This window comes from Mangrovibacillus sp. Mu-81 (assembly GCF_036867415.1).
Lineage (GTDB): Bacteria > Bacillota > Bacilli > Bacillales > Bacillaceae_B > Rossellomorea.
In genome coordinates, this window is record NZ_JBAJHU010000003.1 from 340615 (window position 1) to 365575 (window position 24961).

A 24961-nucleotide genomic window follows, 5' to 3' on the forward strand; every position below is an offset into this window, starting at 1 on the left:
AGTGCTTGAACAAGTTATCTTTTTTACTATCATCATGGCATTTCTCATCACAGTGCTGCTGGCACCGATATTCATTCCCTTCTTGAGAAGATTAAAATTTGGTCAGAGCATTAGGGATGAGGGACCTCAGTCCCACCAAAAGAAAACAGGTACCCCAACCATGGGCGGGATTGTATTTTTACTGTCGATCGTCATCACAACGTTTGTTATGACCGGGAAATATTCAGAACCTGGACCGGAAACATATTTGATGCTTCTTGTTACCGTTGGTTTCGGACTTCTTGGATTTTTGGATGATTTCATCAAGGTTGTCATGAAACGGAATCTTGGACTGACATCCAAACAGAAGCTGCTTGGCCAAATCATCATTTCGGTCATTTTCTATCTTGTCTTTAAGCAGAATGACTTCCCTACTACAGTATCGATCCCATTGACTGACGTCTCATTCGACCTTGGCTGGATGTATATATTGTTCATCATATTCTGGCTTGTCGGATTTTCAAATGCGGTTAACTTGACTGATGGATTGGATGGATTGGTATCAGGAACATCGGCCATTGCTTTCGGAGCACTCGCAGTTCTTGCATGGAATCAGGGTCAATATGATGTATCGATCTTCAGTGTGGCAGTTGTCGGAGCCGTTCTTGGATTTTTAGTATTTAACGCCCATCCAGCCAAAGTATTCATGGGCGATACCGGTTCTCTTGCCCTTGGAGGTGCGATAGCAGCGATTGCGATTTTAACAAAATTAGAAATTATCCTGATTTTGATCGGCGGAGTTTTCGTCATTGAAACATTATCGGTTATTTTACAAGTTGCTTCTTTTAAAACGACTGGAAAACGAATCTTCAAAATGAGTCCTCTCCATCACCACTATGAGCTTGTCGGCTGGTCAGAATGGAGAGTAGTCGTTACATTTTGGACGGTTGGTTTGCTTTTTGCTGTATTAGGAATCTATATCGAGGTGTGGTTATAATTGAAGAAAATAACGAAGTTCAAACATAAAAAAGTTCTTGTATTAGGATTGGCGAAGAGCGGAGTCAGTGCCGCCTCATTACTACATAAGCTTGAAGCTTTTGTGACAGTGAACGATCAGAAGCCCTTGGCGGAGAATCCCGAGGCACAAGGGCTGCTGCAGGAAGGAATTAAAGTGATCTGTGGAAGCCATCCGATAGAGCTGTTGGACGAGGGCTTTGAATACGTCGTAAAAAACCCGGGGATCCCATATGATAATCCTTTAATAAAAAGGGCGGTCGAAAAAGGGATACCTGTATTTACTGAAGTAGAGCTTGCTTATTTAGTGTCTGAAGCTGAAATGATTGGGATTACGGGTACGAATGGTAAAACGACTACAACCACATTACTATATGAAATCCTGAGCGAAGACAAGAAGAAGCCGTTAATTGCAGGTAATATCGGAACAGTTGCATCAGAAGTTGCTCAATCTGCTAAAAGTGATGAGAAAATGGTAGTGGAATTATCTTCTTTCCAACTGATGGGGATCGACGAGTTCTCTCCACATATCGCCATCATCACCAATTTATATGATGCACATCTTGATTACCACGGAAACATCGATGAGTATTGGAAAGCAAAAGCCAATATTACGAGGAATCAAACAAATGAAGATTATCTGATTATCAATCAAGACCAGGCGCATCTTCGTGATGTTGTCGATTTCACACAGGCACAACTCATTCCATTTTCGACGAAACAGGAAGTGGATCAAGGTGCTTATATTAAGGACGGGGCAATCTATTTTCAACAGGAATACATCGGACCGTTATCTTCCGTAGTACTGCCGGGGGCCCATAATCTTGAGAATATACTGTGTGCAATCGCTGCATCGAAACTGTATGGAGTCTCAAATGATAGTATTATGCATGTTCTGGGGACTTTTACAGGAGTCAAACACCGGACGCAATTCGTAAAAGAAGTAAAAAATAGAAAATTCTACAACGATTCAAAAGCAACAAACAGTCTCGCTACTAAAAGTGCATTGAATGCCTTTGATGGGCCAACTATATTATTGGCTGGCGGACTGGACAGAGGGAACTCTTTCGATGAATTGATCCCTCATCTGAAAAATGTGAAGGTATTGATCACATTTGGCGAGACAGCTGACAAATTACAACAGACCGGTCAAAAGGCAGGGATACAAACGATCCTGCGTGTCGATAATGTTGAGAAGGCAGTGCCTGCCGCTTATGAACATTCTGATGAGGGAGATGTGATCCTGCTTTCACCTGCATGTGCAAGCTGGGATCAATATCGAACTTTTGAAGAACGCGGTGACATTTTTATTGAAGCGGTGCATAACCTTTATTAAGGGCTTGTCAAACAAAAGCATCATCACTTAGACATCTGGTAAGGCAATCTAAGAAGCGGAACGGTATGTATTGCTTGAAGCGGCTCAAATACGTCTATTCGAGGTGTTAAGATTGCCTTTAAAAAAATCGACTCCAGATTTTATCCTTATTATGGTCACCCTGACGCTTTTGGCTGTAGGGTTAATTATGGTGTACAGTGCAAGTGCTGTATGGGCGGATTACAAGTTCGATGATTCATTTTTCTTTGCGAAAAGACAATTGCTCTTTGCAGCTGTAGGAGTCTTCGCCATGTTTTTCATTATGAACGTGGAATATTGGACGTGGAAAAACTGGGCGAAAGTTCTTATCATCATATGCTTTGTTCTACTCGTGCTTGTGCTGATCCCCGGAATCGGCGTCCTGAGAAATGGTTCCCGAAGCTGGATCGGGGTGGGGGCATTTTCCATTCAGCCCTCAGAGTTCATGAAGCTTGCTATGATTGCTTTCCTCGCAAAATACCTATCAGAAAATCAGAGATACATCACTTCATTCAGAAAAGGGGTGCTGCCATCTTTACTGTTGGTCTTTTCTGCATTTGGCATGATCATGCTTCAGCCCGATTTAGGGACAGGCACAGTAATGGTCGGTACATGTGTGGTGATGATATTTATTTCCGGTGCAAGAGTCATGCATTTTGCCTGGCTGGGAATAGCGGGACTGGCAGGGTTTGCGGCTTTAGTACTATCAGCACCCTATAGGATAAAACGAATCACCTCTTTCCTCGATCCCTGGGAGGACCCGTTGAATAGCGGATTTCAAATCATTCAATCGCTGTATGCAATTGGCCCGGGGGGGCTGTTTGGATTGGGGTTGGGTGAGAGCAGACAAAAGTTCTTTTATTTACCTGAACCTCAAAATGATTTTATATTTGCCATTTTGGCAGAAGAGTTGGGCTTTATCGGCGGAACTTTTGTTCTTCTCCTTTTTTCGTTAATTTTGTGGAGAGGAATCAGGATTGCACTCGGTGCACCTGATTTATTCGGGAGTTTCCTCGCAGTGGGGATTGTCTCGATGATCGCGATTCAAGTCATGATCAATGTCGGTGTGGTGACGGGGTTGATGCCCGTCACGGGCATCACGCTGCCGTTCCTCAGCTACGGGGGATCTTCACTGACCCTCATGCTCATGGCCGTGGGAGTACTATTGAACATAAGCCGTTATTCAAGAAATTAAACAATAAAGATTGGCTTCTCATCCATTTAATTCAATGCCTTCCTTCCTGATTTCAGGAAGAAAAGGGAGGGAATTGTTAAATTGGCGGGAAGTTGCTCTTTTTTTTTTGAGAAAAAAGAACAGTTCGTTAATATTTACTCAAATAACAATAGGATATTTGAAGGTTAGATGTTACAATTAATTACATAAATGAAGCTTGTGAAAGTGTATTGGTTTTCAATATTATAGGAGGTTATATTACTTTTATTAAGCAAAACTTTTACAATTCAATGACATCCTTTCATAACATGGATTTGGTGTTTAGAATAGAGGGGAAGAGTGTAATATACAAGGTGTTATTCTCTTTTCGAGTCCATTCCGTGGAGTGTACATAACGATAAAATAAGATGCTCATTATGTTTTATACAGTTAAGGGAGCGTAGAGAGACCTTTCTGATTGAAAACCGTCCATTCTCTTTCACAACGATTGCCTTCATGATAACGAAGAAGGAAACTCATATTTAAGAGTACTTTCATTTTCAGGCGTGACGAAACATGCCCATAAATACGAAATGAAATTGAGGAAAACGTAATGAGAAAAGAAAATGTTGTTTCCATTGAAGAAAGAATTCCCAAGCTGAAACAGCACAGAAAAAAGAAAGCAAACAGAAGGCTGCTGTTCTTGCTGACGCTATTTCTTATCATGATCTTGTCGGTTATTTATTTCCAGTCGCCTCTCAGCCATGTGAAGACCATCAAGGTAAAGGGGAATGAGCTTGTTTCAAGTGAAACTATTCTTTCGGAAAGTAAACTTGAACCGGGAATGAATGTCTGGGGCGTTAATAAAAATGAAACCGCAGAACGATTAAAGAAACTCCCCGAGATAAAGAATGCAAAGGTAAGATTGTCATTTCCAAATTCCTTTGTGATCGAAGTGGATGAATTGGGAAAGAAAGCTTACCTTCTTAAAGATAATAAGTTTCTAATCATATTGGAAAACGGTAAGGTGCTTGATAAGGGAACCGAATCCATTCCTGTTGATGCTCCTTTATTAAGAGGATTTAAAGAGGATAAGACACTGAAGAAAATGATTTCTGAATTAGGGGAACTTCCAAAGGAGGTTCAGCACCTGATTTCCGAAATTAATCTGGTTCCGAAGAAAACGGATCAATATCATTTGACTTTATTCATGAATGACGGGTACGAGGTTAGTGCCACCATCAGGACTTTTTCAGAGAAAATGGAGCATTACCCATCCATCGTCAGTCAATTGGACCCATCGAAAAAAGGCATCATTGATCTGGAGGTAGGCTCTTATTTCAGGGCATACGAAGCAGAAAGGCAAGACGAAGGAGATGATGGGGATGAAAGTGAAGGGTAAACAAGTTATCCTCTCACTCGTAAGCTTAGTGCTTGGTTTCATCCTTGCTTTTTCTTACAGTCTTGCCAATTCAGAAGAAGCAGGACCGGGAAATCGAAGTAATGGCCAGTGGAAACAGGAAGAAGAGTTGAGAGATCAAATACTGGAACAGCAGCAAAAGAATAATAATCTGCAGGAACATCTCTATGAGAAACAAGAAAAGGTAGTCGACCTGGAGAAAGAATTCTCAAAAGAGAAGCAAATTTATTTTAATTTAGCCGAGGAAGCGGAGAAATACCGCATGTATTTAGGGAAGACCAAGGTCAAAGGTCCGGGGGTGAAAGTCACACTTTCGGATGCTGACTATAAACCCAATGAAGATAACGCAAACAATTATATTGTTCATGAACACCATATATTCAAGGTAATCAATGAATTGTATATAGCCGGAGCTTCTGCAGTTTCCATAAATGGGCAGAGGCTGAAACATGATTCATATGTGCTGTGTCACGGGCCGGTCATACAAATCGACGGGGTTGAATATCCGGCTCCATTTGAGATTTCAGCTATCGGAGATCCGGAAGTACTCTCTTCTGCCATGAATATTACAGGCGGGGTTAAAGATCAATTGGTGAATGAGAATATCGAATTCTCCTTGGAAAAGAAAGTTGATATTGTTTTAGAACCACTGATCGGTGAATCATAACGTTTGCACTCCAATAAAAGGAAAGTGATTGGAAAGCAAGGTGAAGGGGAATGGACAACAAGCTTAAAGCAAGTTTTACGGTTATCACCATTATCATCGGTTTCATGATTGCGATTCAATTCCAGACAGTCAAGGAACCTGTTGTCCGTGATACGAGGGATATTTGGGAATTAAGGGATGCCCTGCTTAAAGAGAAAGAATTGAATTCAAGTCTTCTTGACGAAATGAGAGCAGTGGAAGAAAAACTTGAAACATATGAATCAGAGAGAAAGGCAAGCCCCGAGCAGGCATTGAAACAAACATTAGAAGAACTGAAGACGGAAGCGGGCCTGACCGAGAAAAAAGGAACCGGTCTGATTCTTACGATCGAACCTGCGATGGAAGAGATATTGCTCGGTGAAAAGGTCCATAGTGTATCTCCTCAGCTCCTCGAAAGGCTGGTCAATGAATTAAACCAATATGATGCAATGGACATCGCCATTGATGGGCATCGATTGATCAATACATCGGTTATCCGGGATATTAACGGAGAGACCAATGTGGATGGATATTCCATCAACAAGATTCCATTTGAGGTAAGAGTGTTGACAAAGGATCTTGAAACGGCCAAAAAATTGTATAATCGGATGCAGGTGTCACAATCCGTAGAGGATTTCTTCATCGACAATCTCAGAGTATCCATATCAAAACCGATGGAAGAGATTGTATTGCCTTCATATGAAGATACAATCCGTGTCCGTTATATGGAGCCTGTCAGTGAAAGAGGAGGTAACGGTTAATATGTGGCTTCCCGTTTTAGGGTTGCTAGTGGGGGTCTTCCTTGGCCTTCTTACTGATATTAGAATTCCGGATGAATACTCAAATTATTTATCGATTGCGGTTCTAGCAGCCCTGGATACGCTGTTTGGCGGGATCCGTGCTCACCTCCAAAATATTTACGATGATAAAGTCTTTGTTTCGGGATTCTTTTTTAATATTTTACTAGCAGCAAGTTTAGCTTTTCTAGGTGTCCATCTTGGTGTAGACTTATATTTGGCAGCTGTATTTGCTTTTGGAGTCAGATTATTCCAAAACATAGCAGTGATAAGACGGATACTTATAAGCAATTGGACAAGTAAACAAGAAAAAAGAGAAAAAAATTAGAATTTTAAAAGGGAATCGTTTTTGTTACGACGAATATCTTAATAAGATATACTTAGAATTGAGACTATCTAGGACTGTTGTTCTCATTAACATTCTTTAAGGAGGTGCCATAGAGTGAACAGCAATGAAATTTACGTTAGCCTAGACATCGGTACATCCACAGTGAAAGTGATCATTGGAGAAATGTCAAATGATTCCTTGAACATTATCGGTGTAGGGAATGTAGAATCAGAAGGGATCAGAAAAGGTTCCATCGTAGATATAGACGAAACTGTTCAAACGATAAAGAAGGCAGTGGAACAAGCGGAAAGAATGGTCGGTTTATCCATAAACCAGGTCATCGTAGGAATAACAGGAAATCATGTTTCACTTCAAAATTGTCACGGTGTTGTGGCCGTTTCAAGTGAAAATCGCGAAATTGGGGATGAGGACGTCCTGAGGGTGATGGATGCTGCACAAGTGGTCTCAATCCCGCCTGAAAGAGAAATCATCAATGTGATACCGAGACAGTTCATTGTTGACGGTCTGGATGAAATCACAGACCCGAGGGGCATGATAGGTGTCCGACTTGAAATGGAAGGCACCATTATTACAGGATCTAAGACGATATTACATAATACTTTGCGTTGTGTTGAAAAAGCAGGGCTTGAAATTGTGGATATTGTACTGCAGCCGCTGGCAGCCGGATCAGTCGCTCTATCAAAAGATGAGAAAAATCTTGGTGCGGCATTAATCGACATCGGCGGCGGTTCAACGACCATCGCTGTGTTTGAACAAGGCCATTTAAAAGCGACTACAGTCTTGCCTGTCGGTGGAGAACATATCACGAAGGATTTATCCATCGGCCTTAGGACTTCTACAGAGGACGCCGAAAAAATAAAGACCAAATACGGTCACGCTTTTTATGATCACGCTTCAGAAGATGAAGTGTTCAGTGTTCCGATCATCGGGAGTGATCAGCATCAACAATTTAATCAATTAGAAATTTCTGATATCATAGAAGCAAGGCTGGAGGAAATCCTGGATCTCATAAGCCATGAGCTCAAGAGAATGGGGATTAGAGACCTGCCGGGCGGATATGTATTGACTGGTGGTGTAGTAAACCTCCCAGGTGTGTTGGAATTATCACAAATTGTTTTTCAGAATAGGGTCCGTGTAGCCATACCGGATTATATTGGGGTCAGGGAACCCCAGTATACTACAGCAGTCGGCTTGATAAAGTATTCTCAGAAGAATGCCAGATTACAAGGGAAAAGCGTTAGTGCTGAACCTGTTCCGGTTGATACAGCTGAAAAGAGGCAGTCAAAACAAACGAATAAGAAACAAAAACCAGCAAAAGTAACAGAAGAAACACATGAAGATGATAAGGCGATGACAAAAGTGAAAAAGTTCTTTGGATACTTCTTTGAATAAATAAGGAATCCATTGATTCGACGAGTTAGGAGGATTTGTCATGTTGGAGTTTGATACAAATTTAGATTCATTAGCGACAATAAAAGTTATCGGTGTCGGTGGTGGAGGAAACAACGCTGTCAATCGTATGATCGAGCACGGTGTCCAGGGTGTTGAGTTCATCGCCGTTAATACAGACGCACAAGCTCTTAATCTATCAAAGGCAGAGATTAAGATGCAAATCGGCGGCAAACTGACAAGGGGACTCGGTGCAGGTGCCAATCCTGAAGTTGGTAAAAAAGCTGCAGAAGAAAGCAAAGAACAGATCGAAGAAGCCTTAAGAGGAGCGGATATGGTCTTCGTAACAGCTGGAATGGGAGGAGGAACAGGTACCGGAGCTGCACCTGTCATCGCCCAGATTGCACGCGAAATCGGAGCATTGACTGTTGGTGTAGTGACCCGCCCATTTACATTTGAAGGACGGAAACGTTCGAATCAGGCTAGCGGCGGTATTGCTGCCATGAAAGAAGGGGTAGATACACTTATCGTCATCCCTAACGATAGACTGCTTGAAATCGTGGACAAGAGCACACCGATGCTTGAAGCCTTCAGGGAAGCGGATAACGTACTCAGACAAGGTGTACAAGGCATCTCTGATCTAATCGCAACTCCAGGGTTAATCAACCTTGACTTTGCAGATGTGAAAACCATCATGTCCAACAAAGGTTCCGCTCTAATGGGAATCGGTGCAGCATCAGGTGAAAATCGTGCTGCAGAAGCTGCTAAAAAAGCTGTTTCAAGCCCATTGCTTGAGACATCAATCGATGGGGCACAGGGTGTATTGATGAACATCACAGGTGGAACAAGCCTAAGTCTGTATGAAGTCCAGGAAGCTGCAGATATTGTTGCTTCAGCTTCAGATCAAGATGTAAACATGATTTTCGGATCAGTCATCAATGAGGATTTAAAAGACGACATTATTGTTACTGTTATTGCCACAGGATTTAACGAAGAGGTCATTCAGCCTCCAAAGCAGACGCGTCCTACATTTGGCGGTGTCAAGCCCAACCCTGCAGCGAGCCAGCAGCAGGTTAAGCGGGAACAGCCGAAGCGGGAAGAACCTCAGCAGCAGGAACCTGTACGCTCTTCTTCCAACAATCAAGGTGCAGAAGATACGCTGGATATCCCGACCTTCCTGCGTAACCGTAACCGCAGAAGATAATATACGTTTCATGGGCGATGGACTAAACTCGTTCGCCTTGGATCAGTGTTAGATCTCTATAACAAAAAAGACCCCGGTATGGGGTCTTTTTTGTTTGGGGTTTAATGATGAAAATATATCTTGCATTAATGATTAACATATAAGGAATTATGATGCTCAAAATGAATGATGTTTGATTAATTTCTCCAGAGTAAAAAATTCCCAATCCGTTTGGAAAATATTTATGACATATTTCGTTCGTATCTTCTAAAAGTTTTCCTCGATGGCATACATAAAGTGACAAACTTTTAGAGGGTATGTACGATATACTTCGTATAAGTCATACAGTTTTTCAACTATAATAGTGCGCAAACTAGATGAAGTTTAAAAAGGAGGGGAGCGATTGACCTTATATTTAGATGTCATCTGGTTGTTAAATGTATGTGTGGATTTTATATTACTATGGCTGACTGGATTGATCCTTAAAAGACAATTTGTTCTTTGGAGAATAGCAATCGGGAGTTTGATTGGTTCTGCCATTATAATTCTTTCCTTTTCTCCCTATGCCAATATTGTTGGAAATCCGTTAATTAAACTGCTGTTTTCACTGGCGATGGTTTATTCGGCATTTGGTTATAAAAGGTTTCGTTTCTATTTTACGAACCTTCTCATGTTTTATTTCGTTACCTTTTTGACCGGAGGCATCCTCATAGGTGCTCATTACTTCCTTACTTTTGATCCAGGGGCGGAAACAACTGTGCTTTTGGCAAGTATCAAGGGATTCGGAGATCCCATCAGCTGGGTATTTGTCATGCTGGCATTACCGATTGCATGGTATTTTTCCAAAGGCAGGATGGATAGTGTGGAGCACGTGAAGATTCAATATGATCAGCTTGTGGATGCAATCATAAAAATAGGGGAATATGAATTTCATGTAAAGGGACTCGTAGACAGTGGCAATCAGCTGCAGGATCCCATATCAAAGGCTCCTGTAATGATTGTCTCCATTTCATCATTGAAGGAGACATTACCGGAGGCAGTCAAGATTCTATGTGAAGAAGTTGACGAAATCTTCTCAGGGCATATAAACCTCAAGGCAGAATGGTCAGACAGATTAAGAATCGTACCAGCACAGTCAGTTGGAAGGAAAAGTCAACTATTGGCTGCGATCAAGCCTGATTCCATTACATTGAAAGATCAAGAATCCTCCTGGTCAACCGGCGGATTGATTGTTTTCAGACAGGAACCGCTTTCGGCTGATGACAGCTTTGGAGCGATCGTTCATCCCAGAATGGCTTCCGGGAAGCCCGCACAGAATGTTTCATAGTTCAATTACTACTACTATACTCACATTCTAAAGAAATAGAAGGGGGAGCAACGATGAAAAAATTAAAAATGAAGTTTATATATTTATGGTACAAATTATTAATCAAGCTTGGAATCAAGACAGATGAAATCTATTACATAGGAGGCAGTGAAGCACTTCCACCTCCCCTGACGAAAGAAGAGGAAGAAGTCCTTCTTAATAAACTGCCAAAAGGAGATAAGGCAGCACGTTCACTGCTCATTGAACGAAATCTTAGATTGGTCGTTTATATCGCCAGAAAATTCGAAAATACAGGGATTAACATTGAGGACCTGATTAGTATCGGTACCATAGGATTAATCAAAGCTGTAAACACTTTCAATCCAGAGAAAAAGATTAAATTGGCCACATATGCTTCAAGGTGTATCGAAAATGAAATCCTCATGTATCTAAGAAGAAACAACAAAATCCGCTCTGAAGTTTCATTTGATGAACCATTGAATATCGATTGGGATGGAAATGAATTGCTGCTTTCAGATGTTCTTGGAACGGATGAAGACATCATTACGAAAGATTTGGAGGCAACAGTCGATAAAAAGTTGCTGTTCAATGCACTTCATCAACTTTCAGAGCGTGAAAAACAAATCATGGAGTTGAGATTCGGCCTGATGGGAGAAGAGGAGAAGACACAAAAAGATGTCGCGGATATGCTGGGGATTTCCCAATCATATATATCAAGACTTGAAAAAAGAATCATCAAAAGACTCAAGAAGGAATTTAATAAAATGGTATAAATGACAGGCTGATCTTTTAAAAGGTCAGCCTGTCATTTTTATTTGAGAAAAATTTTGCGAGAGTTTTTCTAGATTTTGTAAGGGGTTTGACAGGATTCAACCACAAATCGATAGAATGAAATGCATATTTTTCCTCCTCAAGGAAATAATGAATTTTGTACAACAGCTCCTGCAAGGAGGGGAAAGAATGACACGTAATAAAGTTGAGATTTGTGGTGTAGATACTTCTAAATTACCTGTATTGAAGAATGATGAAATGAGAGTATTGTTCAAACAAATGCAAGCAGGTGATATATCTGCTAGAGAGAAGCTTGTTAATGGGAATTTGCGCCTCGTCTTAAGTGTAATTCAACGCTTTAACAACCGTGGTGAGTATGTTGATGACTTGTTTCAAGTCGGGTGTATCGGATTAATGAAATCGATCGACAACTTTGACTTGGGTCAAAATGTGCGATTCTCCACTTATGCAGTACCGATGATCATTGGAGAGATTCGCCGCTACCTGCGTGACAACAACCCCATCCGCGTATCGCGCTCTTTGCGTGACATTGCTTATAAAGCTTTACAGGTAAGGGAGAAGCTGATGGGTGAAACCTCCAGGGAACCGACAGCTGAAGAAATTGCAAAGGTATTGGATGTACCGCATGAAGAAATTGTCTTTGCCTTGGATGCAATCCAGGATCCTGTTTCATTGTTCGAGCCCATTTATAATGATGGCGGAGATCCGATCTTCGTTATGGATCAGCTTAGTGATGAACGAAATCGGGATTTCCACTGGATTGAAGAGATTGCGTTACAAGAAGGAATGAGAAGATTAAATGACCGGGAAAAGCTGATCATCAGCAAACGCTTTTTCCAAGGGAAGACACAAATGGAGGTAGCTGACGAAATAGGAATTTCGCAAGCTCAAGTCTCCCGATTAGAAAAAGCAGCGATCAAACAAATGAACAAAAACATTCAATAATTGAAGTAAGCGAAAGAGGTAATCATTCTTTCACTGTAACTCAAAAGCAGATCCTTAAATCCGGGGTCTGCCTTTCTTATTTCTGCATATAATAAAGTATTATGCAAAATTGCTGCCGTATAAAAAGTTCCGGAAGGCAAGCATGCAGGAGGGATTCTTGTGGTTCGTATTTCTGAATTTCAAATAAAGGATGTCGTCAACATTTCGGATGGAAAAAAGTTAGGGAATATCGGGGATATTGAAATCAACCTGGATACGGGCAGGATTGAAGCAATCGTCATCGGTGGAGGCGGTAAGTTATTGGGTTTCTTTGGAAAAGATGAAGATGTTGTCATACCATGGAAAAGTATCGTGAAAATCGGGGAAGACGTCATTCTGGTTCGACATAAAGAGAGCCATTATATACAAGGACAGCTCGAAGAACCTAAAGAATCTTCTTGATAAATGACGAATATTCAGTTTCTGTGGTACACTTAAATAAAACGAAGGAGATTCAATCGTGTCTATTGAGCCTTTTCAAAAAGAATCGGAATCATATTATTCAATAACGAAATGGACTGAAGAATTTCCTGGTCTGAAAGCAGGTATTACCACAAGGTCTGGTGGAGAAAGTAAAGGCTGCTTTGATTCTTTGAATATGGGGCTGCATGTTTGTGATAAGCAGGCAGATGTGGTCAAGAACCGTGTGAAAATCGCCGAATCGCTTCAGTTTCCGCTTGATCATTGGGTAGCAGGCGAACAGACTCATGGCAACAGGATCATTAAAATTACAACTTCAGATAAAGGGAAGGGCAGCAGGTCTTATTCTACAAGCATCAAAGATACTGATGGGTTCCTTACCGCTCATAAACACCTATTGCTGACAATGTGCTATGCAGACTGTGTCCCCCTTTATTTTCTTGATAAAAAGAATGGTCATATAGGAGTCGCTCATGCAGGCTGGAAAGGAACAGTAGGGGAAATAGGCCCTGCAATGCTGACAAAATTCCAGGACGAAGGTTCAAGTATTGCGGATATTGACGTGGTGATCGGTCCTTCGATTTGTAAAGAATGTTATGTAGTGGATGACAGAGTGATCAATCAAGTAAAAAAAGTACTAGAAGATGGGAACCACTTGCCCTATAATTTAAAAGAAGAAGGCCAATATCATTTGGATCTAAAGAGAGTGAATAAACTTCTTTTGCTTCAATGGGGATTAAATGATAGACAAATCCATACTTCTGGTTATTGTTCTTCCTGCAGTACAGAATTTTTCTCATATCGCAGAGATGATGGGAATACAGGGAGAATGATGAGTTTCATTGGCTGGAAGGAGAAATGAAATGAACGTTATAGAGAATTTGAAACAAATTCAGGAAAATATTCAGGATGCATGCAGCAAAAGTGGAAGAAATCCCGAGGATATCAACATTGTAGCCGTAACCAAATATGTTGGGGTAAACAAAGCCGAGGAAGCCCTCGAGGCAGGGCTAACTCATTTGGGTGAAAACAGGGACTCAGGACTTCTGTCGAAATGGGAAGCACTGGGGGAGGAACCACAGTGGCATTTCATAGGCACGCTTCAATCCAAGAAGGTCAAGAATATTATTGACAAAGTATCATACATACACTCCTTGGACAGGTTGTCACTGGCCAGGGAAATTCATAAAAGAGCGGACAGGCCTGTATCTTGTTTCGTCCAGGTGAATGTGTCAGGCGAGGAATCAAAACACGGCTTGGATCCTCAGAAAGTTGAAGGATTCATACGTAGCCTTGAGAACTACTCTTCCATCAAGGTTGCAGGTTTGATGACGATGGCACCTCATACAAATGATGGAGATTTCTTAAGGGAGTGCTTTCGCACATTAAAAGGACTTCAGGAAACTATCCATTCCTTGGGATTACCACATGCACCATGTACAGAACTATCAATGGGGATGAGTAATGATTATACAATCGCAATTGAAGAGGGAGCTACTTTTATCCGTATTGGATCAGCGTTAGTTGGAAATGACTGAGAGGGGATGTACGTAAATGGGCATTAAATCCAAGTTGAAAACTTTCTTTTTGTTGGATGAAGAAGAATATGACTATGAAGAAGATGAGAAGTATGAAGAAGATTTCGAGGAGAAGAAGAACATGAAAACACAATCAGTGTCTCAAGCGAAGCAGAACGTGGTCAGTCTTCAAAGCGTACAGAAATCTTCCAAGGTGATTTTGGTGGAACCGAGAGTTTATGCTGAAGCACAGGAAATTGCTGACCATTTGAAGAATAGACGGTCTGTTCTTGTGAATCTCCAGCGAATTCAGCATGATCAGGCAAAACGGATTGTCGATTTTCTCAGTGGTACGGTTTACGCCATTGGCGGTGACATTCAGCGTGTCGGAATGAATATTTTTCTCTGTACTCCAGACAATGTTGAAGTGAGTGGAAACATTTCTGAATTTCTAAAAGATGAAGATATATCTGATTCAAGGTGGTAATGTAAATTATGGGATTTGTTTTTGAAGTATTATCTACACTTATTCAGCTTTACTCGTGGGCATTAATCATTTATATATTAATGTCATGGTTCCCTAATGCAAGGGAATCATCCATCGGGCAATTTTTGTCCAAAATCTGTGAGCCTTATCTGGAGCCGTTCAGAAAATTCGTACCGCCGCTTGGAATGATCGATATTTCTCCAATCGTGGCTTTCATCGTCTTGAACCTTGCACAGATGGGACTGCGTCAATTATTCTTGTGGTTCATGTAAGTGAACTGAAAGACGTCTAGGTAAAGAGCTGAAACATCTCAAACAGTTTCAGTTCTTTTATTTTGACTGTAATAATGCCAGGAGGTGAATCTTGTGACCATATACCAACATTTCAGACATGATGAAAAGGAATTTGTAGATAGTGTGCTGCAGTGGAGAAATCAAGTTGAGAATCAATACGCACCAAAGCGTACTGATTTTTTAGATCCGAGGCAGCAGTATATCGTACAATCAATCATCGGTCAAAGCCAGGATATTCTCCTATCTTTTTCTCCTGAACATACCGAAAGGAAGAGGGCGCTGCTTTACCCCTCCTATTTTGAACCTGCAGAAGAAGATTATGGTATTCGTTTATTCGAGATTGAGTACCCTGTTAAGTTTGTTACAATAGAACATAGACAAGTACTGGGCAGTATCATGTCACTTGGTCTGAAGCGTGATAAGTTCGGCGACATTTTAGCAGATGAAAACAAGGTTCAATTAATTCTTGCAGAAGAGATTTCTGAATTCGTACGAATGGAATTAGTCGAGATAGGAAAAGCGAAAGTCACTTTACATGCCGTTCCATTCACAGAAATGATGCATTCACGGGAAGAGTGGCTTGAAAAAGTGACAACCGTGAGCTCCCTCAGAATAGATGTCGTCCTTGCCGCAATCTATAATATTTCTCGTCAGAAGGCTCAGACATTCATTAAAGCCAAGCTTGTGAAACTGAATTGGAAAATTACAGAAAATCCATCCATTGAAGTGGATACTGGAGATGTGATTTCAGCAAGGGGCTTCGGCAGAAGCAAGCTTATCTCAATTGAAGGAAAAACCAAACGGGAAAAATGGCGGATTTCTTTAGGAGTTCTGAAATAATTTAAAGAAAAAAGAAGGAATTTTCCCACATACTGTCGAATTTTTAGTTATAATAAAATTGTAATTCACCAAGTACTGGAGGTGGCTTCCATGCCTTTAACGCCATTAGATATACATAACAAGGAGTTTAGTCGTGGTTTTCGCGGTTATGACGAAGATGAGGTTAATGAATTTTTAGATCAAATCATTAAAGATTATGAAATTCTTATCCGTGAGAAGAAAGAAACCGAAGAACGTTTGAATTCATTGAATGAACGTTTAGGTCATTTTACAACGATTGAAGAAACCTTGAATAAGTCAATCGTCATTGCACAAGAAGCAGGGGAAGAAGTCAAAAGAAATGCGACAAAAGAAGCTAAGCTGATTATTAAAGAAGCTGAAAAAAATGCCGACAGGATTGTAAATGAATCACTTTCCAAAGCCAGGAAGATCGCGATTGAAATTGAAGAGCTCAAGAAACAGTCGAAAGTATTCCGTACTCGCTTCAAAATGCTGATCGAAGCCCAGCTTGATCTCCTGGATACGGGCGATTGGGATCAGTTGATGGAATTTGATTTAGATGCCACTGAATTAAAAACTCTTAAAGAAGAAGAGACACTGTCTTGACGAAAGCTGCATTCTTTTCATATAATTGTAAAACAATCTGAATTGCCATAATGAAGGCTAAGACAGGGACAGTACGTTTCTTCTTTAATTCCTGAAAAAGCGAACCGGGGATGGTGAAAGCCCGGTGAGGAAATAGAAGCGGAAGATCACCCTTGAGCTCCGGGCATGAAATTCCTGTATAAGGAAAACTAGTGTGAGGCGTTTTATTCACGTTACGAATGAAGCGAGTGAAAGTGTCCTTTGGATACTTTTATGAGGGTGGTACCGCGGGAAAGCTTTCTCGTCCCTTTTTTGGGATGAGAAAGCTTTTTTTGTTACCCGGATTGATTAATATTCGTAGAAAGTAGAAAAGATGGCAATTAAGATACATGCTGAAGGAGGATATTTTAAAATGGAGTATAAAGATACTTTATTGATGCCGAAAACTGAATTTCCAATGAGAGGGAATTTGCCAAAAAGAGAACCTGAAACTCAAAAGAACTGGGAAGAGATGGACATTTACAAAAAGGTCCAGGATCGTACAAACGGTCGCCCCCTGTTTGTCCTGCATGACGGTCCTCCGTACGCAAATGGCAATCTCCATATGGGGCATGCGCTGAATAAAATTCTTAAGGATTTCATCGTCAGATACAAATCGATGAATGGTTTTCACGCACCTTATGTTCCCGGCTGGGATACACACGGTCTCCCGATTGAACAGGCACTTACGAATAAAGGTGTGAAACGGAAAGAAATGACCGTGGCTGAATTCCGTAAATTATGCGAAGAATACGCTTATGAACAAGTGGACATCCAGCGTACTCAATTCAAGCAATTAGGGGTTCGCGGTGATTGGGAAAATCCATATATCACGTTAAAACCAGAGTATGAAGCACAACAAATCAAAGTCTTTGGTGATATGGCCAAGAAGGGCTATATCTACAAAGGGAAAAAGCCTGTATACTGGTCCCCTTCAAGTGAATCTGCTCTGGCAGAAGCTGAAATCGAGTACCAGGACAAACGTTCACCCTCGATCTATGTAGGTTTCAGTGTGACCGAAGGGAAAGGAATCCTTGAAGAAGGTACTCAGTTCATCATCTGGACGACAACCCCATGGACGATCCCTGCAAACCTGGGGATCGCGGTTCACCAGGATTTGACATATGTAGTTGTATCCGTCAACGGCAGCGCTTATGTAGTGGCCGAAGACCTTCTTGAAGATGTTGCTGAAAACCTTGAATGGCAAGAGTACGCAGTAACGAAAAAAGTCAAAGGTGCCGAGCTGGAACGGCTTAAAGCCAAACATCCGATTTATGACCGCGAATCTCTTATCATCCTGGGAGAGCACGTAACAACTGATTCAGGTACCGGGTGTGTACACACTGCACCGGGACATGGGGAAGATGACTTTCTTGTAGGCAGAAAGTACGGATTAGACGTATTGTGTCCTGTTGATGACAAAGGTGTCATGACTTCCGAAGCTCCAGGATTTGAAGGATTATTCTATGATAAGGCAAACAAACCGATCACAGAGAAGCTTGAGGAAGCCGGAGCATTATTGAAGCTTAACTTTATCACACACTCTTACCCTCATGATTGGCGTACAAAGAAACCGGTCATCTTCCGGGCGACGGCTCAATGGTTCGCATCAATCGATAAATTCCGCAATGACCTGCTTCAAGCAGTCAAGGATACGAAATGGGTGCCAAGATGGGGTGAAACGCGACTATTCAATATGGTTAGAGACCGGGGAGACTGGTGTATCTCAAGACAGCGCGCATGGGGTGTGCCGATTCCGGTATTCTACGCTGAAAACGGTGAAGAAATCATCACAGATGCGACAATCGATCATGTGTCTGATTTATTCAGTAAGCATGGTTCGAATATTTGGTTCGAAAAAGAAGCGAAAGACCTTCTGCCAGAAGGATTCACCCATGATGGAAGCCCGAATGGCCAGTTCACGAAAGAACAGGACATCATGGATGTGTGGTTCGACTCCGGTTCTTCTCATCAGGCTGTATTGGAAGCGCGTGACGATTTACAGCGCCCGGCCGATCTTTACCTTGAAGGATCTGATCAGTATCGCGGCTGGTTCAACTCCTCCTTGACTACCGGGGTTGCGGTAACAGGGGAAGCACCATACAAAGGTGTACTCAGTCATGGATTTGCACTTGATGGTGACGGCAGAAAGATGAGTAAGTCACTTGGAAACGTGGTTGTTCCAGAAAAAGTCATGAAGCAGTTGGGTGCCGATATCCTGCGCCTTTGGGTAGCATCGGTTGACTATCAATCAGATGTCCGTGTATCTGATCCGATCTTGAAGCAAGTAGCTGAAGTATATAGGAAAATCCGTAACACTTTCCGCTTCCTCCTTGGTAATTTAGCTGATTTCGATCCAAAGTCTGATGCGGTTTCATATGAAAAACTTCGTGAAGTTGATCAATTCATGATGGTCAAGCTGAATGACTTAGTCAGAAATGTTAAAAACTCTTACGATAACTATGAATTTGCGAGCATCTATCATGCCGTAAATAACTTCTGTACACTTGACTTGAGTTCATTCTATCTTGATTTTGCGAAAGATGTCCTTTACATCGAAGCAAAGGATGATTATGAGCGCAGAGCAATGCAAACCGTCTTGTATGAAGCATTAGTGGTTCTTACTAAAGTAATGTCCCCGATCCTGTCTCATACTGCTGATGAGGTTTGGGCTCATGTTCCAGGAGCGGTTGAAGAAAGTGTTCAATTAACCGACATGCCTGATTCGAAGGAACTTCCTAATGCGGAAGCGTTAAAGAAAAAATGGAACGCCTTCCTTGAATTAAGGGATGACGTATTGAAAGCATTGGAAGAAGCACGTAACCAGAAGCTGATTGGTAAATCGTTAACCGCAAAAGTGACACTTTACATTAATGAAGAAACAAAATCTTTATTGAATTCCATTTCTGAAGATCTTAAGCAACTGTTCATCGTCTCAGAAATTGAAATTGGCGGGGAAGTAAGCGAAGCTCCGGAGAGAGCATTAACTGTCGGTCATAACAGCATTGTCGTTGAAAAAGCAGAAGGAGAAACTTGTGACCGCTGCTGGGTAGTAACCACCACAGTCGGAGAAGACAAAGACCATCCTTCCCTATGTACAAGATGTGCGTCCGTCGTCAAAGAAAATTATTCTCATTTAGCATAAAACACAAAGAGACTGGTCTGCCTTGCAAGACCAGTCTCTTTCTATATAAAGATGAAAAAAAGAAAACTTTAACATTTTACTTCAAATGGCTCTGTGACCTCATTGGTGAGCCGGATTCCAGAATTACTATATCTTGCAAGACAAATTTTTTGACACTTACCTCCATACTAATAGTGGAGGGATCAAGATGACATATGACCGATACACATCCATCATTCAAGAATTAACTGCATCCTTGAAAGAGCTAGAGGCAAGTCAATCTCAACATCCTTTAATACAGCATTATATAAATCAGGAAATTTCAGATGTAAGACATGCACTCCATCTGGCGGACCAGAACCGGTACGGACTTTGTGAAATGAGCGGTGAAGAAATACCTTTTGACCTGATTAAAATGAACCCCACGCTCACCTCAATAACTGAAGCAAATGAATGGAAACGTTACGGTAAAATTCCAATGGGTTCAAAACAGTCATAAGACAATCTTCATAAAAGGGTTTTAGTTTAAGTGTCATTATTCAACCGTTTATGCTAAAATGCAAAGGTAATCATTTCTTACGATGCGGAGGTTGCCTTTGTGTTTTATTATTTATTGGCTTTGGTTGTAATTGGACTGGATCAACTTACTAAATGGTTGGTTGTGAAGAAGATGACAGAAGGGGAAAGCATAGAAATCATTGAAAACCTTTTCTATTTGACTTCTCATCGAAATCAAGGTGCAGCATGGGGAATACTCCAGGGGCAAATGTGGTTTTTTTATATTATTACGATGGTTGTGATTGCAGGCATTGTGTATTATATGCAAGTCCATGCTAAAGGTCAGTCTCTATTCAGTATAAGCTTGGCTTTTATGCTTGGTGGTGCGATTGGAAACTTTATTGACCGCGTCTTTCGACAAGAAGTAGTTGATTTTTTAAATACATATATCTTTTCCTATGATTTCCCGATTTTCAATATTGCCGACGCATCATTGACCATTGGGGTAGTGCTATTGATGATTTATATGTATCTGGACGAACGAAAAGCAAAGAAGGAGAAACAGAATGGAAGTAATTCAGCACATCATACAACAGAATGAACAGGGCGAACGAATTGATAAGATTGTAAGCGGATTGAATAAAGACTGGTCACGTTCACAAGTCCAGCAATGGATTAAAGACGGACATATCAAAGTGAATGATGAGGAAGTAAAACCAAACTTTAAATGTCCGGTGGAATCGACAATCACTGTCACAATCCCGGATCCGGAAGAATTGGATGTTGAACCTGAGAATCTTCATCTTGATATTCCTTATGAGGATTCGGATGTGATTATTGTGAATAAGCCGAAAGGGATGGTTGTACATCCGGCGCCCGGCCATTATTCAGGGACGATGGTAAATGGACTTATGTATCATTGTAAAGACCTATCGGGCATCAATGGTGTACTGAGACCTGGAATCGTTCACCGGATCGATAAAGATACTTCAGGCTTATTGATGGTAGCAAAAAACGATATGGCTCATGAACATCTGGTCAATCAGCTTGTTGAAAAGACGGTTACCAGGAAATACACGGCTGTCGTTCACGGATTGATCCCCCATGAATATGGCACAATTGATGCACCGATCGGTCGTGATCCCAAAGACCGCCAAAGTATGACCGTTGTAGATAATGGGAAAAATGCAGTTACTCATTTTAAAGTGCTTGAACGATTCAAGGATTTTACTTTAGTACAGTGCGAATTGGAAACAGGACGTACCCATCAAATACGTGTTCATATGAAATATATCGGATATCCGCTTGCAGGTGACCCTAAATACGGTCCACGCAAAACATTGAGCATCAATGGACAGGCTCTTCATGCAGGTGTTTTAGGCTTCAATCACCCTCGAACGAATGAATATATGGAATTCCAGGCCGAGATGCCAAGGGAATTCAAAGAGCTGCTTACACAGTTGGAAAATAAACATTGACAAACCAAAGCACAACCTGTACGATTTAGTTAATTGAATAATACCTTTAATACGGTCCCGTGAGGCTGAGAAGGAGCAATGTACGACCATTCGATTGGCGTGCAACGATTATTAACGATAAGTGTGCCCTCTCATCCCAACGGTGAGAGGGATTTTTTATTGGATATAAGATGCGAAGAGAGGTGCAGAAATGACAAAGAAAGCTACAGTGTTAGATCAGCCAGCCATACGGAGAGCACTTACACGTATCGCACACGAAATCATCGAGCGTAACAAAGGAATCCAGGACTGTGTCCTCGTCGGTATTAAAACAAGGGGAATCCATATTGCCAATCGACTGGCGGAACGCATTCACGATATTGAAGGAGAAAGAATTCCTGTAGGTGAAATTGACATTACGCTGTACAGGGATGATCTCAGCAAAAAGACCGCTGATAATGAGCCGGAGGTCAAAGGTTCTGATTTGCCGGTTGACATTACAAATAAAAAAGTCATCCTGATTGATGACGTATTATTTACTGGAAGAACGGTACGTGCAGGATTGGATGCACTAATGGATATTGGGCGCCCCAGTCAAATACAGCTCGCTGTCCTGGTAGACAGGGGCCATCGTGAACTTCCTGTGCGGGCTGATTATGTCGGAAAGAACATCCCGACATCAAGCTCAGAGAAGATCATGGTCTCACTTACAGAAGTAGATGGGGAAGAACAAGTAACGATACACGAAAAAGATTAATATAGAAATTCCTTTTAAGATTAGTCCCGTGAGACTGACAAAGGATGGGTGGCATGAATGTATGCTTTCGTATACCCTCTTTGTATCCTCATGGGCAAAGAGGGTATTTTTTTGTGAAAATCAAGTGGTTTGAGGGAGGAACAAGAGATGAATGAAAATCAAAACATCGTGTTGGATGTAGAAGAAAGACCGAATCTTGGAAAATGGATCACATTGAGTATACAGCATCTTTTTGCGATGTTTGGAGCGACGGTACTGGTGCCGTTCCTTGTTGGATTGAGCCCAGGTGTTGCACTGATCTCAAGTGGTTTGGGAACATTGGCGTACCTTCTCATAACGAGGGGCAGAATCCCTGCCTACTTAGGTTCATCTTTCGCTTTTATCGCTCCGATTTTGGCGGCAAAAAGCTTAGGAGGACCTGAGGCAGCTATGATGGGAAGCTTCCTGGCTGGTCTTGTATACGGAATTGTCGCCCTGCTAATTTCGAAACTGGGATTAAAGTGGTTAGTGCGTATCCTGCCGCCAATAGTTGTTGGCCCGGTGATCATGGTAATCGGTCTTGGCCTTGCAGGAACGGCAGTAAACATGGCGATGTATGAAAATCCGGGAGCAGAAAATCTCGTTTACAGTAACACTCACTTCATGGTTGCACTTGCTACACTTGCGATCACCGTCATCTGCTCGATCTATTTCAAGGGTTTTCTTGGAATGGTGCCGATTCTTGCAGGAATCCTTGGAGGCTACATCATTGCCGCTTTTGCTGGCCTGGTGGATTTTCAAAAAGTGATTGATGCACCTGTCTTTCAAATGCCGGACTTCTTCATACCTTTTGTAAACTATACTCCGGTCTTCTCATGGGAGATTGTTTCGATCATGGTGCCTGTCGCACTCGTAACTCTGGCAGAGCATACTGGAGATCAGATGGTATTAAGCAAAGTGGTCGGTCGGAACTTCATCGAAAAACCGGGGCTGCATCGCTCGATTCTTGGAGACGGGGTTGCGACCGTGATTGCTTCCTTGATAGGTGGTCCACCGAATACCACATATGGTGAAAACATTGGAGTATTGGCGATAACGCGGGTCTTCAGCGTATTCGTCATAGCTGGAGCAGCAGTTCTGGCCATCACATTCGGTTTCATCGGGAAAATAACAGCTTTGATCAGTTCAATTCCTTCGGCAGTGATGGGCGGTGTCTCCATCCTCCTGTTTGGAATCATTGCTTCAAGCGGACTTCGCATGCTGATTGATAATAAAGTTGATCTTGGGAACAAGCGAAATCTCATCATCTCTTCAGTCATCCTTGTAATCGGGGTTGGCGGCGCTTTTGTGAAGGTGAGTGATGAGGTTTCATTATCCGGAATGGCACTTGCTGCAATCGTTGGAGTAGTGCTGAATCTGGTACTGCCTGGAAGATCGGAAAGTGAAGGAAGTAATAATCTTTTTGAAGAAGATCATCCTCAAAAAAATGAAGTTGCATAGAAACACCTTTTAAGTGAGTCCAGAGTGTCTACAAGGGTGAAAGTGAACAGGACAGTGTGAAATATTTTCTCACATGTCTTCTGAAGTATGTTCAAACCACCCTGCAAATTTGCCGCAGGGTGGTTTTTTAGAGGGGGTCTGTGTGATGAAAGATTTGTTTACAATGAATGAATTATCCAATGAAGAAATAAATGAAATCCTAGACCAGGCTGAACGTTTTAAGCAGGGAGAAGCTTGGGATCAAGGGTCTCCGCGATACGTTGCAAACCTTTTCTTTGAAGCAAGCACTCGTACGAAATGCAGTTTTGAAATGGCAGAAAGGAAGTTAGGACTGCAGGTCATTCCATTCGAAGCCCATTCTTCGAGTGTCCAAAAAGGGGAATCTCTTTATGACACTGTAAGGACCCTGGAAGCGATCGGCGTTGAAACAGTCGTCATCCGTCATGAGCTGGAGAGGTATTTTGATGAACTTTCAGGTTTAAATACAAAAGTAATCAACGGCGGTGATGGGTGCGGCAATCACCCCACTCAATGTTTACTGGACCTGTTGACCATTCGACAGGAATTTGGTGGATTTGAAAATAGTCGAGTTGCGATCATTGGTGACATTGCTCACAGCAGAGTAGCCCGTTCGAATGCAGAAGCATTGACAAAGCTGGGGGCAGAAGTGGTGTTCTCCGGACCAAGAGAGTGGTTCCCGCCGGAATATCAAAGTCGGTATATGACAGTTGATGAGAGTATAGCCACATCAGACGCTGTAATGCTTTTAAGAATCCAGCATGAACGTCATCGAAGCACCTCGAACCTCACAAATGAGGAATATCATGAAAGCTTCGGGCTGACCGTCGGCAGAAAAGAAAGAATGAAGGATGGGAGCATCATCCTGCACCCGGCACCTGTCAACCGCGGCGTGGAAATCGCCGATTCATTGGTGGAATGTGATAAGTCGAGGATCTTCAAGCAGATGGAAAATGGAGTATATGTAAGAATGGCCGTTTTGAAAAGGGCTCTTGATAACAACTACTAGGGGGAATTTCAG

26 protein-coding genes and 1 other annotated feature are annotated in these 24961 nt (G+C 41.8%); all 26 genes read left to right on the forward strand.

The window, feature by feature from the left end:
• Position 1 precedes the first annotated feature (1 nt).
• The 26 genes from mraY to V6B33_RS08995 all read left to right on the forward strand — a co-directional run bounded on the left by mraY (position 2) and on the right by V6B33_RS08995 (position 24949).
• On the forward strand, positions 2-976 hold the full coding sequence (gene mraY / locus V6B33_RS08870; RefSeq protein WP_334217394.1) for a phospho-N-acetylmuramoyl-pentapeptide-transferase: 975 nt from the start codon (positions 2-4) through the stop codon (positions 974-976).
• On the forward strand, positions 977-2329 hold the full coding sequence (gene murD / locus V6B33_RS08875; protein ID WP_334217395.1) for a UDP-N-acetylmuramoyl-L-alanine--D-glutamate ligase: 1353 nt from the start codon (positions 977-979) through the stop codon (positions 2327-2329).
• Between the two features lie 112 nt (positions 2330-2441).
• Positions 2442-3542 (forward strand): stage V sporulation protein E, encoded by a 1101-nt coding sequence (gene spoVE / locus V6B33_RS08880; RefSeq protein ID WP_334217396.1) that lies wholly within the window; start codon positions 2442-2444, stop codon positions 3540-3542.
• Positions 3543-4113: 571 nt separating this feature from the next.
• Positions 4114-4902, forward strand: a complete 789-nt coding sequence (locus tag V6B33_RS08885; RefSeq protein WP_334217397.1) for a cell division protein FtsQ/DivIB — start codon at positions 4114-4116, stop codon at positions 4900-4902.
• Entirely contained in the window at positions 4880-5587 is a 708-nt protein-coding gene (locus V6B33_RS08890) for a DUF881 domain-containing protein (RefSeq protein WP_334217709.1), read from the forward strand. The genes V6B33_RS08885 and V6B33_RS08890 overlap by 23 nt, the downstream gene beginning before the upstream one ends.
• A 50-nt stretch (positions 5588-5637) precedes the next feature.
• Positions 5638-6366, forward strand: coding sequence for a DUF881 domain-containing protein (locus V6B33_RS08895; protein ID WP_334217398.1), 729 nt, complete (start codon positions 5638-5640; stop codon positions 6364-6366).
• A 1-nt stretch (position 6367) separates the two neighbouring features.
• Entirely contained in the window at positions 6368-6730 is a 363-nt protein-coding gene (locus V6B33_RS08900) for a small basic family protein (RefSeq protein WP_334217710.1), read from the forward strand.
• A gap of 114 nt (positions 6731-6844) precedes the next feature.
• A complete protein-coding gene (gene ftsA / locus V6B33_RS08905) occupies positions 6845-8143 on the forward strand; it encodes a cell division protein FtsA (protein ID WP_334217399.1) in 1299 nt (432 codons plus the stop codon).
• 40 nt (positions 8144-8183) lie between these two features.
• Positions 8184-9344 carry a cell division protein FtsZ gene (gene ftsZ, locus V6B33_RS08910; protein WP_334217400.1) on the forward strand — a complete coding sequence of 387 codons (1161 nt, stop codon included), beginning with the start codon at positions 8184-8186 and terminating at the stop codon, positions 9342-9344.
• A gap of 382 nt (positions 9345-9726) precedes the next feature.
• Positions 9727-10650: a sigma-E processing peptidase SpoIIGA gene (gene spoIIGA / locus V6B33_RS08915; protein WP_334217401.1), complete on the forward strand. Its 924-nt coding sequence runs from the start codon at positions 9727-9729 to the stop codon at positions 10648-10650.
• Between the two features lie 53 nt (positions 10651-10703).
• On the forward strand, positions 10704-11423 hold the full coding sequence (gene sigE, locus V6B33_RS08920; RefSeq protein ID WP_334217402.1) for an RNA polymerase sporulation sigma factor SigE: 720 nt from the start codon (positions 10704-10706) through the stop codon (positions 11421-11423).
• A gap of 187 nt (positions 11424-11610) precedes the next feature.
• Positions 11611-12387: an RNA polymerase sporulation sigma factor SigG gene (gene sigG, locus V6B33_RS08925; protein ID WP_334217403.1), complete on the forward strand. Its 777-nt coding sequence runs from the start codon at positions 11611-11613 to the stop codon at positions 12385-12387.
• A gap of 159 nt (positions 12388-12546) precedes the next feature.
• Positions 12547-12828: a YlmC/YmxH family sporulation protein gene (locus V6B33_RS08930; protein ID WP_334217404.1), complete on the forward strand. Its 282-nt coding sequence runs from the start codon at positions 12547-12549 to the stop codon at positions 12826-12828.
• Between the two features lie 58 nt (positions 12829-12886).
• Complete coding sequence (gene pgeF, locus V6B33_RS08935; protein WP_334217405.1) at positions 12887-13708, forward strand: peptidoglycan editing factor PgeF; 822 nt, start codon at positions 12887-12889, stop codon at positions 13706-13708.
• A gap of 1 nt (position 13709) precedes the next feature.
• Positions 13710-14384 carry a YggS family pyridoxal phosphate-dependent enzyme gene (locus V6B33_RS08940; RefSeq protein WP_334217406.1) on the forward strand — a complete coding sequence of 225 codons (675 nt, stop codon included), beginning with the start codon at positions 13710-13712 and terminating at the stop codon, positions 14382-14384.
• A 16-nt stretch (positions 14385-14400) separates the two neighbouring features.
• On the forward strand, positions 14401-14850 hold the full coding sequence (locus V6B33_RS08945; RefSeq protein ID WP_334217407.1) for a cell division protein SepF: 450 nt from the start codon (positions 14401-14403) through the stop codon (positions 14848-14850).
• Positions 14851-14858: 8 nt separating this feature from the next.
• Positions 14859-15122, forward strand: coding sequence for a YggT family protein (locus V6B33_RS08950; protein ID WP_334217408.1), 264 nt, complete (start codon positions 14859-14861; stop codon positions 15120-15122).
• 93 nt (positions 15123-15215) lie between these two features.
• Positions 15216-15983, forward strand: coding sequence for a YlmH family RNA-binding protein (locus V6B33_RS08955; RefSeq protein ID WP_334217409.1), 768 nt, complete (start codon positions 15216-15218; stop codon positions 15981-15983).
• Positions 15984-16073: 90 nt separating this feature from the next.
• Positions 16074-16589, forward strand: coding sequence for a DivIVA domain-containing protein (locus V6B33_RS08960; protein ID WP_334217410.1), 516 nt, complete (start codon positions 16074-16076; stop codon positions 16587-16589).
• 50 nt (positions 16590-16639) lie between these two features.
• Positions 16640-16880 (forward strand) — a binding site (T-box leader).
• Positions 16881-16980: 100 nt separating this feature from the next.
• Positions 16981-19752 (forward strand): isoleucine--tRNA ligase, encoded by a 2772-nt coding sequence (ileS, locus tag V6B33_RS08965; RefSeq protein ID WP_334217411.1) that lies wholly within the window; start codon positions 16981-16983, stop codon positions 19750-19752.
• Positions 19753-19939: 187 nt separating this feature from the next.
• Positions 19940-20230, forward strand: a complete 291-nt coding sequence (locus V6B33_RS08970) for a hypothetical protein (protein ID WP_334217412.1) — start codon at positions 19940-19942, stop codon at positions 20228-20230.
• 99 nt (positions 20231-20329) lie between these two features.
• Positions 20330-20830 (forward strand): signal peptidase II, encoded by a 501-nt coding sequence (gene lspA, locus V6B33_RS08975; protein WP_334217413.1) that lies wholly within the window; start codon positions 20330-20332, stop codon positions 20828-20830.
• Positions 20796-21707: an RluA family pseudouridine synthase gene (locus V6B33_RS08980; RefSeq protein ID WP_334217414.1), complete on the forward strand. Its 912-nt coding sequence runs from the start codon at positions 20796-20798 to the stop codon at positions 21705-21707. Before lspA ends, V6B33_RS08980 begins: the two co-directional genes overlap by 35 nt.
• 190 nt (positions 21708-21897) lie before the next feature.
• On the forward strand, positions 21898-22443 hold the full coding sequence (pyrR, locus tag V6B33_RS08985; protein ID WP_334217415.1) for a bifunctional pyr operon transcriptional regulator/uracil phosphoribosyltransferase PyrR: 546 nt from the start codon (positions 21898-21900) through the stop codon (positions 22441-22443).
• 147 nt (positions 22444-22590) lie between these two features.
• A complete protein-coding gene (locus V6B33_RS08990; protein WP_334217416.1) occupies positions 22591-23922 on the forward strand; it encodes a solute carrier family 23 protein in 1332 nt (443 codons plus the stop codon).
• A 145-nt stretch (positions 23923-24067) separates the two neighbouring features.
• On the forward strand, positions 24068-24949 hold the full coding sequence (locus V6B33_RS08995) for an aspartate carbamoyltransferase catalytic subunit (RefSeq protein ID WP_334217417.1): 882 nt from the start codon (positions 24068-24070) through the stop codon (positions 24947-24949).
• Positions 24950-24961: the final 12 nt, after the last annotated feature.